This window comes from Chryseobacterium scophthalmum, from assembly GCF_900143185.1.
GTDB classification, from domain to species: Bacteria; Bacteroidota; Bacteroidia; order Flavobacteriales; family Weeksellaceae; genus Chryseobacterium; species Chryseobacterium scophthalmum.
The window spans coordinates 139,434-154,411 of record NZ_FSRQ01000004.1; the positions used below are offsets into that span (position 1 = coordinate 139,434).

18 protein-coding genes are annotated in these 14,978 nt (G+C 34.0%); 6 read left to right on the top strand and 12 right to left on the bottom strand.

The features are described from left to right. Window positions 1–42: 42 nt before the first annotated feature. Together BUR17_RS17315 and BUR17_RS17320 are read right to left on the bottom strand one after the other, a co-directional pair. Window positions 43–918: a pirin family protein gene (locus BUR17_RS17315; RefSeq protein ID WP_074231839.1), complete on the bottom strand. Its 876-nt coding sequence runs from the start codon at window positions 916–918 to the stop codon at window positions 43–45. Between the two features lie 226 nt (window positions 919–1,144). After that, window positions 1,145–2,548: an MFS transporter gene (locus tag BUR17_RS17320; protein ID WP_074231840.1), complete on the bottom strand. Its 1,404-nt coding sequence runs from the start codon at window positions 2,546–2,548 to the stop codon at window positions 1,145–1,147. 406 nt (window positions 2,549–2,954) lie between these two features. On the opposite strand from BUR17_RS17320, the gene BUR17_RS17330 reads away from it, so the two are divergent. Next, window positions 2,955–3,362, top strand: coding sequence for a thioredoxin domain-containing protein (locus tag BUR17_RS17330; protein WP_228418824.1), 408 nt, complete (start codon window positions 2,955–2,957; stop codon window positions 3,360–3,362). A 94-nt stretch (window positions 3,363–3,456) separates the two neighbouring features. On the opposite strand, the gene BUR17_RS17335 is transcribed toward BUR17_RS17330, so the two are convergent. Both BUR17_RS17335 and BUR17_RS17340 read right to left on the bottom strand, forming a co-directional pair. Further along, window positions 3,457–3,924 carry a cupin domain-containing protein gene (locus BUR17_RS17335; RefSeq protein ID WP_074231841.1) on the bottom strand — a complete coding sequence of 156 codons (468 nt, stop codon included), beginning with the start codon at window positions 3,922–3,924 and terminating at the stop codon, window positions 3,457–3,459. Continuing rightward, entirely contained in the window at window positions 3,917–4,909 is a 993-nt protein-coding gene (locus tag BUR17_RS17340; protein WP_074231842.1) for an NADP-dependent oxidoreductase, read from the bottom strand. Before BUR17_RS17340 ends, BUR17_RS17335 begins: the two co-directional genes overlap by 8 nt. A 92-nt stretch (window positions 4,910–5,001) precedes the next feature. On the opposite strand from BUR17_RS17340, the gene BUR17_RS17345 reads away from it, so the two are divergent. After that, window positions 5,002–5,382, top strand: a complete 381-nt coding sequence (locus BUR17_RS17345; protein WP_074231843.1) for a winged helix-turn-helix transcriptional regulator — start codon at window positions 5,002–5,004, stop codon at window positions 5,380–5,382. A gap of 131 nt (window positions 5,383–5,513) precedes the next feature. Here BUR17_RS17345 and BUR17_RS17350 read toward each other — a convergent pair whose 3' ends face one another. From BUR17_RS17350 to BUR17_RS17365, 4 genes are all read right to left on the bottom strand, one after another. Then, the gene (locus BUR17_RS17350) at window positions 5,514–6,368 is read right to left on the bottom strand and encodes a glycine betaine ABC transporter substrate-binding protein (RefSeq protein ID WP_074231844.1); all 855 of its coding nucleotides are present in this window, start codon (window positions 6,366–6,368) and stop codon (window positions 5,514–5,516) included. Continuing rightward, entirely contained in the window at window positions 6,365–7,198 is an 834-nt protein-coding gene (locus BUR17_RS17355; RefSeq protein ID WP_074231845.1) for an ABC transporter permease, read from the bottom strand. Before BUR17_RS17355 ends, BUR17_RS17350 begins: the two co-directional genes overlap by 4 nt. A 1-nt stretch (window position 7,199) precedes the next feature. Next, on the bottom strand, window positions 7,200–8,450 hold the full coding sequence (locus BUR17_RS17360) for a quaternary amine ABC transporter ATP-binding protein (RefSeq protein ID WP_074231846.1): 1,251 nt from the start codon (window positions 8,448–8,450) through the stop codon (window positions 7,200–7,202). A 501-nt stretch (window positions 8,451–8,951) separates the two neighbouring features. Continuing rightward, entirely contained in the window at window positions 8,952–9,317 is a 366-nt protein-coding gene (locus tag BUR17_RS17365; protein WP_074231847.1) for a DUF1304 domain-containing protein, read from the bottom strand. Window positions 9,318–9,381: 64 nt separating this feature from the next. On the opposite strand from BUR17_RS17365, the gene BUR17_RS17370 reads away from it, so the two are divergent. From BUR17_RS17370 to BUR17_RS17380, 3 genes are all read left to right on the top strand, one after another. Next, on the top strand, window positions 9,382–9,954 hold the full coding sequence (locus BUR17_RS17370) for a Crp/Fnr family transcriptional regulator (protein WP_074231848.1): 573 nt from the start codon (window positions 9,382–9,384) through the stop codon (window positions 9,952–9,954). A gap of 63 nt (window positions 9,955–10,017) precedes the next feature. Continuing rightward, the gene (locus BUR17_RS17375) at window positions 10,018–10,449 is read left to right on the top strand and encodes a DoxX family protein (protein ID WP_074231849.1); all 432 of its coding nucleotides are present in this window, start codon (window positions 10,018–10,020) and stop codon (window positions 10,447–10,449) included. A gap of 5 nt (window positions 10,450–10,454) precedes the next feature. Next, window positions 10,455–10,898, top strand: coding sequence for a carboxymuconolactone decarboxylase family protein (locus BUR17_RS17380; protein WP_074231850.1), 444 nt, complete (start codon window positions 10,455–10,457; stop codon window positions 10,896–10,898). Window positions 10,899–11,040: 142 nt separating this feature from the next. Here BUR17_RS17380 and BUR17_RS17385 read toward each other — a convergent pair whose 3' ends face one another. The 4 genes from BUR17_RS17385 to BUR17_RS17400 form a co-directional block, all read right to left on the bottom strand. Beyond that, complete coding sequence (locus BUR17_RS17385) at window positions 11,041–12,024, bottom strand: aldo/keto reductase (RefSeq protein WP_074231851.1); 984 nt, start codon at window positions 12,022–12,024, stop codon at window positions 11,041–11,043. Between the two features lie 142 nt (window positions 12,025–12,166). Next, the gene (locus tag BUR17_RS17390; RefSeq protein WP_228418827.1) at window positions 12,167–12,916 is read right to left on the bottom strand and encodes a type 1 glutamine amidotransferase domain-containing protein; all 750 of its coding nucleotides are present in this window, start codon (window positions 12,914–12,916) and stop codon (window positions 12,167–12,169) included. A gap of 147 nt (window positions 12,917–13,063) precedes the next feature. After that, the gene (locus tag BUR17_RS17395) at window positions 13,064–13,351 is read right to left on the bottom strand and encodes a putative quinol monooxygenase (protein WP_074231852.1); all 288 of its coding nucleotides are present in this window, start codon (window positions 13,349–13,351) and stop codon (window positions 13,064–13,066) included. Next, complete coding sequence (locus tag BUR17_RS17400) at window positions 13,351–13,965, bottom strand: NAD(P)H-dependent oxidoreductase (RefSeq protein WP_074231853.1); 615 nt, start codon at window positions 13,963–13,965, stop codon at window positions 13,351–13,353. Before BUR17_RS17400 ends, BUR17_RS17395 begins: the two co-directional genes overlap by 1 nt. A gap of 255 nt (window positions 13,966–14,220) precedes the next feature. On the opposite strand from BUR17_RS17400, the gene BUR17_RS17405 reads away from it, so the two are divergent. Further along, window positions 14,221–14,964: a metallophosphoesterase family protein gene (locus BUR17_RS17405; RefSeq protein WP_074231854.1), complete on the top strand. Its 744-nt coding sequence runs from the start codon at window positions 14,221–14,223 to the stop codon at window positions 14,962–14,964. Window positions 14,965–14,978: the final 14 nt, after the last annotated feature.

Genomic DNA, 14,978 nt, shown 5'->3' on the forward strand with positions numbered 1-14,978 from the left:
GACAAACATTATTCTAATTTTTATGAATATGATTTTATTTAATTAGTCTTCCAAATACCCGAATTTTCCGGTATTGAAATCTTCAAAAGCCTGCATGATCTCTTCTCTGCTGTTCATTACAAAAGGGCCATGAGGGAAAATGGGTTCATTTAAAGGTTCGCCACTTAGAATTAATATTACAGAATCTTCTGTTGCTTCAATCGTAAAGCTTTCGCCTTTATTTTTAAACAAAACTAAATGGTCAGTTTTTATTTTTTCTTCACCATTCACTAAGATGTTTCCTTCAATCACTAACGCCGCGGTATTAAAATTGGCAGGAAAATTAAATTCTGCTTTTCCTCCTGATTTTAATTTAGCATTCATCAAATTCACGGGACTGAATGTAGAGGCAGAACCTTTTATATTTTGATATTCTCCGGCGATGATTTCCACAAACCCGTTTTCACCTAGATCTGCTTTTTTTATTTCTGAGTTTTTAATGGCCTGATATTTTGGCGCACTCATTTTATCTTTTGCAGGAAGGTTTACCCAAAGCTGTACCATCTGAAAAATTCCTCCGGTTTTTGACCATTCTTTTTCGTGATATTCTTTATGTAAAATTCCGCTTGCAGCAGTCATCCACTGTATATCTCCTTCACCAATAATACCACCGCCTCCTGCACTGTCGTGATGTTCTACTTTTCCTTGGTAAGCAATGGTTACTGTTTCAAAACCTCTGTGTGGATGTACACCAACTCCGCGAGGTGTTTCTGAACCGTTAAAATGAAATTTAGAATTATAATCAAGCATGATAAACGGATCCATTCTTTTCATATCTAAATGATAAGCACCCGGAATAAAATTGTGCACTCTGAAACCATCACCTACAAAATGAGCAGGTTTTGGTGGAACTACGATCTCTATTTTTTTTGTTGTCATAATAGATGTTTTAATTTTAAACAAAATTAGAACAGTCTGAAGAGAATTACATTGATGTGTGGTAAGTAAGTTTGAGGGTTGGAGCGTTTTAGTGAAAGAGTGTTTTTTTTTCTCTCGCAGATTGGGCAAATTTTGCAGATTTTAAAAATGTAATCACCTGCTGAATATATCTAATCCATGAAACTTCTATAAATAATAAAAATTTAAAAAGCTCTAAATTGAAATTTTATTCCTGAGACTTCATGTTTCTGCCGTCGAACGTGTGAAGTCTTCTGAAAACTAAACTTGATAAAATGGTTAAAATTCCTACGGTAAGGAAAGTGTAGCGAAATGCGTTGTGAGTTTCATGTTTAATTAATTCGGGGCTGTTTTCGTAAATTTTTAAAACAATTAAACCAAAAGCAATTCCAAATCCGATGGCTAACTGTTGATTCACGGAAATCAAAGAATTTCCGCTGCTTGTTTGAAAATTTCGTAGATCTGCGATAGAAATGGTATTCATCGATGTAAACTGGATTGAATTGAAAAATCCTAAAATAGCGATCACAGGAACAAACCAGAAAATAGAAGTATGGATATCCGGAATGGCAAGGCAACAAATTAAAACTCCGATAATAAATGTATTCACCATCAAAGTTCTTCTATAACCAAATTTATTTAAAATTTTAATGACGGAAGATTTTCCAAACATTGCTGTTAAAGCCATTGGTGCAATAATCCAACCTGAAGTTACGGCTGATTGACCGTACGCGATCTGAATCATCAAAGGAAGCAATAATGGAACCGAGCTGATCCCTAATCTCGTCGCAAGATTTCCTACAATCCCAACACGGAATGTACGAACCTGAAATAAGCTTAAAGGAAAAATAGGATTGTTACCTCTTTTTGCGTGTCGGTAATAATAATACAGGAACAAAAATCCTAAAATGAAAACGAGTAAAACCGGTGTAATATTCTGCATATCTCCGAAAAGTTCCAGTGAAACAGAAAGCAAGAGAGAAGCTGCTGCAAAGATCATAAAACCTTTCAGGTCAAAATCAGTTTCCCGGGAGTTGTAATTGGGCATATATTTTAAGCCTAAAATAATTCCTAAAACCCCAATCGGAATATTAATGAGAAAAATCCAATGCCATGAAAGATAATCTACCATATAACCTCCTACAAGCGGACCGAGAACCGGACCAATTAAAGCAGGAACTATTGCAAAATTCATAGCTTTAAGCAATTCATTTCGGTTGAAAGTTTTTATTAAAGCCAGTTTTCCAACAGGAGTCATCAAACTTCCACCAACTCCTTGGATCACCCTTGAAATCACCAAATGCGTAAGATTTTGTGAAAGCGCACAAAATACAGAGCCTAAACTAAAAAGCACCAAAGCAAAGATGAAAACTCTTCTCGTTCCGAAACGGTCGGCCAAAAATCCGCTTGCGGGCATGAAAACCGCTAATGTTAAAACATAACTGATAATGGCATTCTGCATATTCAACGGAGATTCATTTAGATCTCTTGCAATCGAAGGAAGGGAAGTATTCAGGATCGTAGAATCGAGCATCTGCATAAAAATAGCAGTCGCTAAGATCAGCGGAAGAACTTTTTTTACAGTTTGGCGTGGAGAAGTTTGTGTGGGCATTTATCGAAAAATTGATATGATTTGCCATACCAATTTACGAAAAATTACAGGACGAAAGTTTTTAAGCTTAACATAATTACAGACTCATATGAATCAACGGGTAATCTTTACCCTAACCATCTTTCTCTGACCTTCCGATTTTTCTGAATCCCATTTTTTCATAAAATCCTATTGCCTCCGGATTTTGCTCGTTCTTAAAGTTTACAAGTAAGAGTCTTGAGGATGTGATCTACTCGTATAAGTTTTTACTAAATTTGTCAAACAAAAGAAATGGTAGAAATATTGAGGCAAATAAATTTGCTGTTTGAAGCCTAAAAAGATCTTCATCTAATCAACCTGATAAATAATGAAAATTTTAAAGATATTTTTATTTTTAATGTTGGTGCCGATTTTTTGTCTTTCACAGATGAAAACCGGCACTTTTTCGGATTGGGAAATTCAGCAACAGAAAGAAGCAAAGCCTACAATTATTCACATTTATACCGATTGGTGCGCCATCTGCAAGATTGAATCTTTTCAATTAAATAAAGATAAAGAATTGGTTGAAATAATTAATGAGAATTTTGATTTCATCAATTTTGAAGCTGAAAAAACAAAAGAAAAAATCATTTTTCAAGGGAAAGAATTCAATTATTTACCCAACGGAAACTCCGGAATTCATGAACTGGCTTTGGCTTTATCTAAAAATAAAACTCAACCCATTTATCCGCTGTGGATCATTTTAAATAAAAATCAGGAGTTGGTGTATTATCATGAAGGAAAAATCAAATCAAATGATTTGAAACAAAAACTTGATGAAATCTTAAAACTTTAATTTTATTTCTCGCAGATTTTGCTGATTTAGCAGATGATTGTATAAAGATTTTAAAAAAAGAAATCTGCATTATTCGCAAAATCTGCGATAGAAATTATTCTGCATCAATCAACACCGCCAATTGAATACAAGCTTCGTCAGAACGATTGCTCCAGGCGTGATTGGTCCCTCTTTGGATAACAATATCTCCGGCTTTCAACAGCGTTTCTCTTTCTTCCATGATCAAATACAATTCTCCGGAAAGTATAATGATGTAATCTAAAGTCTGAGTTTGATGCATCATCGGGTGAGGTTCTCCAACTTTGAATTCTAGACCCAGATCTTTGTCAGGCGGAATAGAAACATATCTGAAGTACGTTCCATTTTTCGGTGTTTGCGGAAATCCTGTGTTGGGAATTTGAGTCTCAAAATCTAAACTTACAGGCATTTTCTGAGTATTCCAGATGTCCGAAATAATCAAGCCCGGAAGATGTTCTACAACATTTTCAATTGGTTGATCTTCGATGATGGTTGATCTTCCGTTCTCAATTCCTGTTACAATTCTTCTTGGTATTTTATTCATGAGTCATTATTAATTTATTTCCTTGGGTTTGATTGTTTTTTAGCATCGAATGAGCTTTCAAGACTGTTTCCAGAGAAAGACTTCCTATATTTTTATAATTGGGAGGAGTGATGATCTCGTGTTCAATCAATTTTGAAATTTCATTTAAACTGTTTTGATAATACTGATAATTCTTGGTCATTGCATATGCATAATTTGAAATATTCATGATTATATTTCCTTTATTGAAAAGCGTTTCGCGCGATTGTTTATTGGTTAAAGCCGTTACATCGACATAAGTTCCATTGATCTGTAGAACTTTTGCGGTGATTTCTGACATATAATTTCCAACCAGATCAATTCCAACATCAAAAAAATGATTGTTATTGGCATTGAGAATATTTCCGACCAGATTTTCGTTCTTATAATTAATTATTTGATGGTCTTTCAATCCCATTTTCAATAGAATGTTTCTGTTTTCTTCAGTTCCGACCGTTGCAGTTATGTTGCTGAAATTATGAGCCAATAAAAGTTTAATTAAAAAAGATCCAACACCGCCAACGGCTCCTGTAATGAAAACAGAGTCATTTTGGTCAAACTTTAAACGATTGAAAATCTGTAAAGCAGTCATTCCAACTGACGGAATTGCGGCTGCCTGTTCAAAAGAAATGTTTTTAGGTTTCAAGGCTACGATCGCTTCCGGAACAGCGATGAATTCTGTATAAGTTCCATTGCTTCCCATAGAACCACTTCCACAAAAAACTTCATCTCCAATATTGAATTGAGTAACATCGTTGCCTTTGTCGACAATGATCCCTGAAAGTTCACGTCCTAAAATTGAGGAGTTGATGAGCTTTCTTTCCAACTCGTTTTCCAGCATTTGATAATCGATCGGATTAAAACCGCTGGCTTTAATTTGTATTAAAACTTCGTTACTTTTTGGTTCAGGTTTTTCGACAAAGCCATCTTCCAATTGTAAATTTTTATTTAAAATAACTACTTTCATAATTCTCCATTGAAGTACAAATGTAGAAACAGAATAGTTTATATTTGTTATTAGTTAACTCTTGGTAACTAGTAACATTAAAGTAACTATCGATGGCAAAGATCATAGAAAACGGAGTAGAAAGGGAAGCGAATTGTACAGAAGAACTATTCGCAATGCGCGACAGTCTAGATGTTTTAGGTGGGAAATGGAAGCTGATGATTCTACGATATTTAACCAATCGTACAGATCAAAATATTCATTTCAAAAAACTGGAAAGAGGAATTGACGGGATTTCCACAAAAATGTTGAGCAAAGAATTGAAAGAGCTGGAAATAAATTTATTGATCACCCGAACGATTCAGGATACAAAACCGATCACCGTAACATATGCTGTTACAGAATATGGGAAATCTGTTTTTCCGGTTACTGAAACTTTGGTGAATTGGGGACTGATCCACCGTGAAAAAATTAAGGAATCGATGAGCTCTTGAGAATCAGGATTTTATTGGAGTAAATATAAGATCTCTCGCAGATTAGGTTGATTTAGCAGATGATCCTTTCTGAAAAAATATGTGCTATCTGCAAAACCTGCGAGAGAAACTAAAAAATAATTTTATTAAGATCAGTTTTTATCTAACCAGGAATTGACGAGTTCAGAATGGTCTTTAACCCATTCCTTAGCTGTAGTTTCTTTGTTTTTGCTGTTTTCCATTTTAGTCAGGAGATCGGTCATGGTTTGGTCATCAAAATACATTTTCGAAAAGAACTGCGTTAATTCCGGATGGTCTTTTCCAAAACATTTTCTGCTGTAGGTTTTAATTTTTTCTGCTTCCCCAAATGTTTTTTTGGGATCATCAAGAAATTTTAATTTCATTTTACCAAACATCCAATGAGGTTGCCATCCAGCAATAACAATCCATTCTTTACGTTTTATAGCATTCTGAAGTTCGGTAATCATAGTGATTGTAGAAGAATTGATCTGTCTATAATTTAATTTGTAATCAATAATGGCTCTGTCTGTTGCAGCGGTCATTCCGGCTCCTTTTTCTATACCGATGATCCTGTTTTTGAATTTTTCCTCATATTTTGGTAATTCTTCAATAGATTTTATGGGAATATAATCGGGAACTACTAAACCGATCTTTCCGTTGTCGTAATTTGTTCCAAGGTTGGTCAACTCCGGGAACTTAGCTATTTTACTTGCATGAGTATAAGGTAACCAAACTCCCAGAAAAAGGTCTGTGTCTTCGTTATTCATTGAAGCTAAAATCATATCTGTGGAAGCTTTCTGAATGACAACATGATAACCCTGTTCATCCAAAATAGCTTTTACAACGTGTGTCATTGCGACGTCTTCTGCCCAACCATCAACCATTCCAATGTTGATGTATTTGGAATTTTTTATGTTTTTACAAGAATTAAATACTCCTAAAACGAGAACAGAAGTAAGTAATAATATATAATTTATTCTTTTCATTTTGCTGTTTTTTTCTTTACAAATCCTTGAGTGATCCGGTCGAGAATAATGGCTAAAATCACGACTGATAAACCACTTTCAAATCCTAAACCGATATCCAGATTATTAATTCCTTCCAAAACTTTTTCACCCAAACCACCTGCTGCGATCATTCCAGCGATTACAACCATTGATAATGATAATAAAATAGTTTGATTGATCCCTGCTAAAATTGTGTTCGTAGCCAAAGGAAGTTCTACTTTAAATAAGATTTGACGATTGGTGGCTCCGAAAGCTCGGGCTGCTTCTACAATATCTTTAGGGACAGATTCAATTCCCAATGTCGTTAAACGTACTGCAGGTGGCATCGCAAAAATGATCGTTGCAAATGCACCGGGAACTTTACCGATACTGAAAAATAATACAGCAGGAATTAAGTAAACAAAAGCAGGCATTGTCTGCATTAAATCGAGTAATGGGCGAATAACTTTTGCCGCAAATTGATTTTTTGCTGCCCATATTCCAAGAGGAACAGACAGAATTAACGCGGTAAGTGTTGCCACAAAAATAAGTGCTAATGTTTCCATGGTTTCTTTCCAGAATCCCATTAAAAATATTAAAGTAAGTCCGGCTGCCGTCATAATGGCGGTTCCTTTTCCTGCTTTCCATAAAGCTAATAACGTGAAAAGTAGAATGATGATGTAAAAAGGCGTGTTGACTAAAGCCCATTCAATTCCTAAGATTGAGGAGTTGCCGACATTTTTTATGACGTCAAAGAAAGGTTTTGCGTTATCGGTGAGCCAATTGATAGCAGTTTCTACATATTGACCTATATCTATAGTTTTATTCATCTTATTGGTTGTTTGCGATTTCTTTTAATTCAATGATCTCTTCTTCATTATATTTGGTAGCCTCGATGATGAGTGATAATTGAGTGACCAGTCCTAAAAATTTATTGGTTTCATCTACCACAGCGATCGCTGATTTGCTTCCCGAAATTAAAGGGAGCATTTCTTCAACGGTGGCTTCCTGATATACCGAAGGAACATTACTGTTAATAACCGATTCAACAGTTGGTTCTTTTTTCTTTGCGATTTGAACAATATCACTCAGCGTCACAAAACCCAGAAATTTATTTTGAAGATCTACGACTGGTAAAGTTTCCAAACCTGTGGTTCTCATTTTTCTGAGGGCACCTTCCGGACCATCTTTTCTGAAACGAACTACAGTTGGCTTGTCGAACATTAGAGATTTCGCTGTAATAATCGTTTTACGGTCAACTTTTTCTACAAAAGCTTTTACATAATCACTTGCCGGATTGGTTAAAATATCTTCTGCAGTTCCTATTTGTTCGATGACACCGTCTTTCATAATAACAATTCGGTCTCCGATCTTGATGGCTTCATCCAGATCATGAGTAATAAAGACGATCGTTTTCTTTAGAGTTTCCTGTAATTCGAGAAGCTGATCCTGCATTTCAGATTTTATCAGCGGGTCGAGTGCTGAGAAAGCCTCATCCATCAACAAAACTTCGGGATCGTTTGCTAAAGCTCTTGCCAATCCCACTCTTTGCTGCATACCTCCTGAAAGCTGTGAAGGCAATTGATTTTCAAAACCATTTAAACCAACGATATCTAATGCTTTTTGTGCTTTTTCCTCACGAATCGTTTTGCTTTCTCCGCGTATTTCGAGTCCGAAAGCAGCATTGCTTAAAACAGTATGATGAGGTAGCAACCCAAATTTTTGAAATACCATACTCATTTCTGTTCTTCTTACTTCTAGAAGGTCTTTATTATTTTTATCGGTAATATTATCGTTATTGATATATACTTTTCCTGCTGTCGGCTCATTCAGTCTGTTCAGACAACGCAGCAAAGTTGATTTTCCGCTTCCTGAAAGTCCCATAATGACAAAGAATTCCCCTTCATAAATTTCAAAGCTGGCTTTGTTAATTCCCACCGTGCATCCAGTTTTTTCAAGAATCTCTTTTTTAGAAAGACCTTTATCCAGAAGTTCTAACGCTTTTTCTTTATTTTTCCCGAAAATTATTGTCAGATCTTCAACTTTAAGTTTTACTTTTAGATTAGTATCAATTGTATCCATATTCAGATTTTGTTAATGTATTTGAAAATAAGAAATTGAGACAACGATGCTTTGATGAGTGATATCACCGCATGCAAAAATGTTCAGTATGATTTTTACAGTAAAATCTTTTTTAATAACAAATAACATACAAAATCATATCAAATGAATGATCGTGTTTATTGTCTTCAAAAGGTTTTACTTTGACAAAGAATGTATTACGTAAAAAAAGAAATCAATCTTTTTTAAATTGAATCAAAGAATAATTATCATCAGGATAATTAAAGATATTTGCCAGAACAACTCGAATTTATGATTATGCTGAAAGCATAAAAAAAGCTGTACATCAATTTCTTATGACGGTGCAAATTTACGGATTTTATATTTAATGAAAATTTTAGATTGTAATATATTGAATTACAATTGGTTATTTTTAATATGTTTTATGATTTGAAGAAAGCTGAATTTTGTATAAACGATAGAAAAAATGCTGTTCTCAATAATAAATATTTTTGGACTAAATTATTTTAACAAAACAGCAATAATCGCCAAAATTGCAGGCAAAGCTTGAACAAAAAATATTTTCTTAGTTGCAGAAATGGCACCATAAATTCCTGCAATCGCTATACAGCCCAAGAAAAATAAAGCAATATTGGTTTGCCATCTTTCATCTTCAATAAAAAAAGACCAGATCAATCCTGCTGCCAAAAAACCATTGTATAAACCTTGATTGGCGGCCAAACCTTTTGTGGGTTTAAACATTTCGGCAGGTAAAGCAGCTTTGAAAACTTCCTTTCCTTTCGTTTCCCACGCAAACATTTCCATCCAGAGAATGTAAAGATGTTCCAGAGCGACAACTGCGATTAAGATTTTAGCAACGATTTCCATGATTTATTGTTTGTTATTGTAAAACTAAAAAAATAAAGTTAAGTTTGGTTACACAATTTAAAAAATGGAAACTTTTAAAGCGCATTTAGATAAATTTATTACCATCAGTGACGAAGAATTTACTTCTGTATTTTCTTTTTTCCATGTTTTAAAAACAAAAAAGAAAGAAAATCTGATGCTTGAAGGAGATGTTTGTAAATTCAAATATTTCGTTCTTGAAGGTTGTCTGAGAAAGTTTTTTGTAAATGAAAAAGGGGTGGAACAAACCACAGAATTCGCCATCGAAAACTGGTGGATTTCCGACACTTTTGCTTTTGAAAAACAGGTGAAAACAGATTTTAATATTCAGTCTGTTGAAAATTCTATGATTTTGGCGATTGATTTCCATTCTCAGGAATTGTTGTTGCAAAAACATCCGGTGATGGAACGTTATTTCAGAATGGTTTATCAAACTGCTTATGCAGCTGCCGAAAAAAGAATTCGCTATATTTATGAGATGACGAAAGAGGAATATTACGTGCATTTCAGTACTTTGTATCCTTGGTTTATCCAAAGAATTCCGCAATATTTACTGGCTTCATTTTTAGGTTTTACACCGGAATATTTAAGTGAAATCAGAGCAAAATTACGTTCTTAAACCAGTTTAAGATTTTTACGATTCTTAATTCGCAACTTTGTCCTGTTCATAAAAACAAACGCAATGACAGGCAAAGATTCTATATTTCCACAGTTATTTTTAAGATTGGCAATTTCGGTGACAATGCTTTCTGCAATTGCAGACAGATTCGGTTTTTGGGGTGACAACTCAGCTTGGGAAAATTGGGAAAACTTCGAAAAATACACTCGACAATTAACGTTTTTTCTTCCTGAAACTTTAAGTACATTTTCAGCTTACACGGCTACTTTTTTAGAAATACTTTTTCCATTGATGTTGATCTTAGGTTTCAAAACAAAAATCGCAGCTTACGGAACCGGAATTTTATTGCTTGTTTTCGCCTTATCAATGAGCATTGCTTTAGGGATAAAAGCGCCTTTGGATTATTCGGTTTGGGTAGGAAGCGCAGCGGCTTTTTTATTGGCAACACAGAAAGAATTTTATTTTTCAATAGATACATTAACTAAAAAATCATAAACAGTATGAGTGCAAGAATTAATATGGCAACTGTAGACACGGCCGCTTACAAAGCAATGATGGGATTGGAAGGATATCTTCAAACCATTTCTTTAAACCATATTCAGAAAGAATTAATCAAAATCAGAGCGTCGCAAATCAACGGATGTGCTTTTTGTCTGGATATGCATACAAAAGATGCAAAGAAATACGGCGAAACTCCTCAAAGAATTTATCTTTTGAATGCATGGAGAGAAGCGTTGGAGCTTTATACGGAAGAAGAACAGGTACTTTTAGCAATGACTGAAGAGATTACTTTGATTAGCAAAAAAGGTTTGACTGAAGAAACGTATTATAAGGCTAAGCAATTATTTGATGAAGGTCAGATTGCTCAAATTATCATGGCAATTGTTACCATAAATGCTTGGAACAGAATTGCAATTTCTACACATTTGCCAATTGCAAAGTAAAATTTTAAATCGATTAAATTATTAACGAAAATCGCTTCCCAATTATTGAGAAGCGATTTTTTTTGCCATTACCACGATCGAAGTAATCTTTTAAAAATTTGAGATTGCTTCATTTTGTTTGCAATGAAAAATGTTATATTGATCAAAGTTGAGATAGCTCAGAATTAATAAAATTCAATTCTTCCTGAGATAGATCGAAAGACATCGCTTTTGCATTTTCAATGGATTGTTGAGCGTTTCTTGCTCCTGCTAAAACTACTGAAATTGCGGGTTGTAAAGTTGTCCAACGCAATACCAGTTGAGAAAGAGTAGCTCCTTTGTCTTGTGCAATAGGTTCTATTTTTTCTAAGAAATTTTTTACTTTATCTAAATCGAATTGTGAGAAATATCCGTTTCTGTGATCGTTTTCTTTTAATTGATCTTCTTTAAAATATTTTCCGGTTAAAAGGCCTCTTTCCATTGGACTGTAAACGATAATTCCCGAATTATTTTCTAAAGAATAGGGAACTAAATCATTTTCAATTACCCGGTTCAGCATGCTGTAAGAAACCTGATTGCTTGCTAATTTGAATGTTTGATTGGCTTCTTCCATTTGCTCAACAGAATAATTACTAACACCTGCTGCACGAATTTTTCCTTGTTGAATCAGCAATTCCATCGCTTCCATCGTTTCACTGATCGGAGTTGTAGAATCTGGCCAATGCAATTGTAAAAGATCAATGTGATCTGTTCCCAATCTTTTTAAACTTTCCTCAACTTCTTTGATAATGTTTTCTTTTGAAGCAAACTTGTACACGGGAATTATTTTGCCGTCATCATTTGCATCGAAGAAAAATTCACCTTTTCCATTATTGCTTCCATCCCAAACCAATCCGAATTTTGTTAACAACTGAATTTTCGAACGGTCTTTTCCTTTGATAGCTTCACCGATCATTTCCTCACTCAATCCGAAACCATAAAAAGGTGCGGTGTCAATGGAAGTTACACCATGATCTAGAGAAGCATGAATTGAGTTGATTGAATCTTGTTTTTCATTTCCACCCCACATATTGCCACCGATTGCGAACGCTCCGTGAGTGATCACTGAAAGTTCTAGATCTGTGTTTCCTAATTTTCTATATTGCATTTTTGTTCTAATTTTTAAATTTATTTAACCACAAAAATTTTCCATTTCGTTTGTCATTCCGTAGGAATCTCAGCAGAATCAATTTAATCTTAAGAGCTTAGATTCCTACGGAATGACAAAAGGATGGTCAAATAATTATGTATTATTTTTTTAATTCCTTTAAAATAGCCTCTCCCACACTTTTTGCAGATTGCGGATTTTGTCCTGTAATTACTCTTTGGTCTGTCACGACATGATTTTGCCAAAGTCCAGATTTTTCAAATTTTGCATCTCTTTCTTTCAATTTATCTTCCAAAAGGAAAGGAACTACGTTTGTTAATTTTACTTCAGCTTCCTCTTCATTGGTAAAAGCGTTGATTTTTTTACCATCAACCAAATATTTACCGTTATCCAATTTAATATTGACCAAACCGGCCGGACCGTGACAAACTGCAGCTACAATTCCTCCATTCTCATAAATTTTTGAAGCAATTTTTGATAATTCTGTATTGTCTGCAAAATCCCACATTGCGCCGTGACCTCCTGCATAAAAAATGGTAGAATAATCATTTGGATTTACTTGTGAAGGCTGTAAAGATTGGTCGATTTTACTTTTGTCTTTACTTTCCCAAAACTCTTTGTTGGCAGGGTCTTTTAAATCAAATCCATCAACAGGCGGAGTTCCGCCTTTCGGGCTTACAAAATCAATTTCGTAACCGGCTTTGTGAAGAACTTCCCAAGGATGCGAAACTTCACCAAGATAATATCCGGTTTCTTCGCCGGTGTCACCTTTTTTGTCATGACTGGTCACGACAAACAGAATTTTCTTTTTCATATTTTTAGATTTTTTGGTTTGTGATTGTACGAATCCTACTGTAAATAATGCAAGAATTAATAATGCTAATTTTTTCATATTTAATAATTTTTTTACCATTAAGAGAATTTAAGAAGTTTAGAATATATAAGATGTAGCTGCGTTTTAAGCGTGTGATTTTAAAAAAAATCTGTTGATTTTCCTTAATTAATCTTAACATCTTAAATTCTCTTAATGGTTTAATGTTTAAATAATTTCGGTTAAATAAATCTGTGGTTTTTCCTGCAACTTTTCATCAACCAAATCTCCAAAGGCTTTAATGTAAGGTTGCTCATTATGCTGTTTCAATCCTTCTTTGCTTTTCCATATTTCGTAGAAAACAAAATGATTTTTATCTTCAATTCCTTGATGAAGCGTATATAATTCGTTGGCTTCTTCTTTTCTGGTTTCTGTTACCATATTTTGAAGAACTACCAAAACTTCGGTTCTGTGCTCTTCTTTTGCTTTTATTATTGCGGTAAGATAGATTTTCATTAGACTAATTGTGGTTTTAATTCTTTTTCAAAAACGTTTGTAAGATGTTCTCTGTATAATTTCATATCGCGCTCGATATTTGCATTTTTCTCTACATCATGGAAGTGGAAACTTTCCATTTTTTCTAAAGAAACGAATGCATTCATTCTGTGAAAACCAAATAATGGTCCATTGTCTACACTTGTTTCATTGAAAAATTCTCCGGGAAGAGTGAAGGCTGTTTCCGGCGCATTCCAGCTTGTAGTAACCATATATTTTCTTCCGCCCAACATTCCTCCGGTTCCGTAGTTGATTTTTGGATTTTCAGAAGTTCTACCGTCACTCATGTAAATTCCTTTTGCATGACCGGCTGTAAAAACTTCATCGATATATTTTTTCAAACCATTCGGCAACTGAAACCACCAAATCGGAGTGTGATAAATGATATAATCTGCCCAGACAAATTTTTCTACTTCCTCATTTTTATTGTAATTGTCGCTTACATTGCTGATTTGCACTTCTACATTTTCGAAATTTTTTAAAACTTCCAATGTGTTTTCTGCAATAGTCTGATTATATTTTCCTCCTGAATGTCCGAAGTTTTGTCCACCGTTGATGATTAATACTTTTTTCATTTTGTATGATTGTTTAAATTTTACTCTGCAAAGTTATGTCGGGAATTTGTATAATTAAAATAATATAAATTATATTAAACTATCAGAATAATGATGTTTAAAAATGTTGATTTTAAAAACTCTTCATTTATTGCGAAGCAAATTTATTATTGCATTTTATCTTTTACGAATTCCATTTTCATGGTTAAAAGTCATAGTTTGTCTGTATTAAAATTATTTTCTGTCATGTAAATTTGTTTGATAATTAAAAGAATAATGATTCAAATTGCGGTTTTTGGTGATGTGCATGGAAATCTTCCAGCTTTGGAGGCGGTTTTAAATGATATTGAAGAAAGAGGAATTCGTCAAAAATTTTGTTTGGGAGACCTCGTAGATTTTGCTCCTTGGGGAAATGAAGTAATTGAAAAAATGAAGAGTCTGAACATTCCTTGTTTAATGGGAAATCATGATGAGAGAATTGCTTTTGATATCTCTGTAATTCCTTTAAGCAAGCATTCTGAAGAAGAAACAGCTGCAAGATTTTTAGCTATTGATCACTCCAAAAAATATATTACAAAAGAAAACAAAACATTTTTATCAGAATTGCCTTTTAATTTAAAACTAAATTATAAGATAGGCGAAAAACATTGGAATATTCAGTTGGTGCATTCCAGTTTAGAAAGTAATGATACTTATTTGTATGAATCAGAAAATGATGAGGTTTTTCAAAATATGCTCAGTGAATCTCAATCTGATGTAATTATGATGGGACACACTCATGTTTCATTTAAAAAATATTTTAATGGAAAATGGGCAATTAACAGTGGTTCTGTTGGTCGCTCGAGAGAAGAAAACCGTTTGGCTTCTTATGTAATACTGACTTTGGATGAAGAAAAAATCACTCCTGAAATTATTCAATTAGATTATCCGCTTGAAAAAGTTGCTCAGGAAATCGAGAAAAGTGAGATCCCGAATTATTATGCTTCTTTCCTAAGAAACGAAAAACTATCAGTATTCTGATTATTTCGTAATTT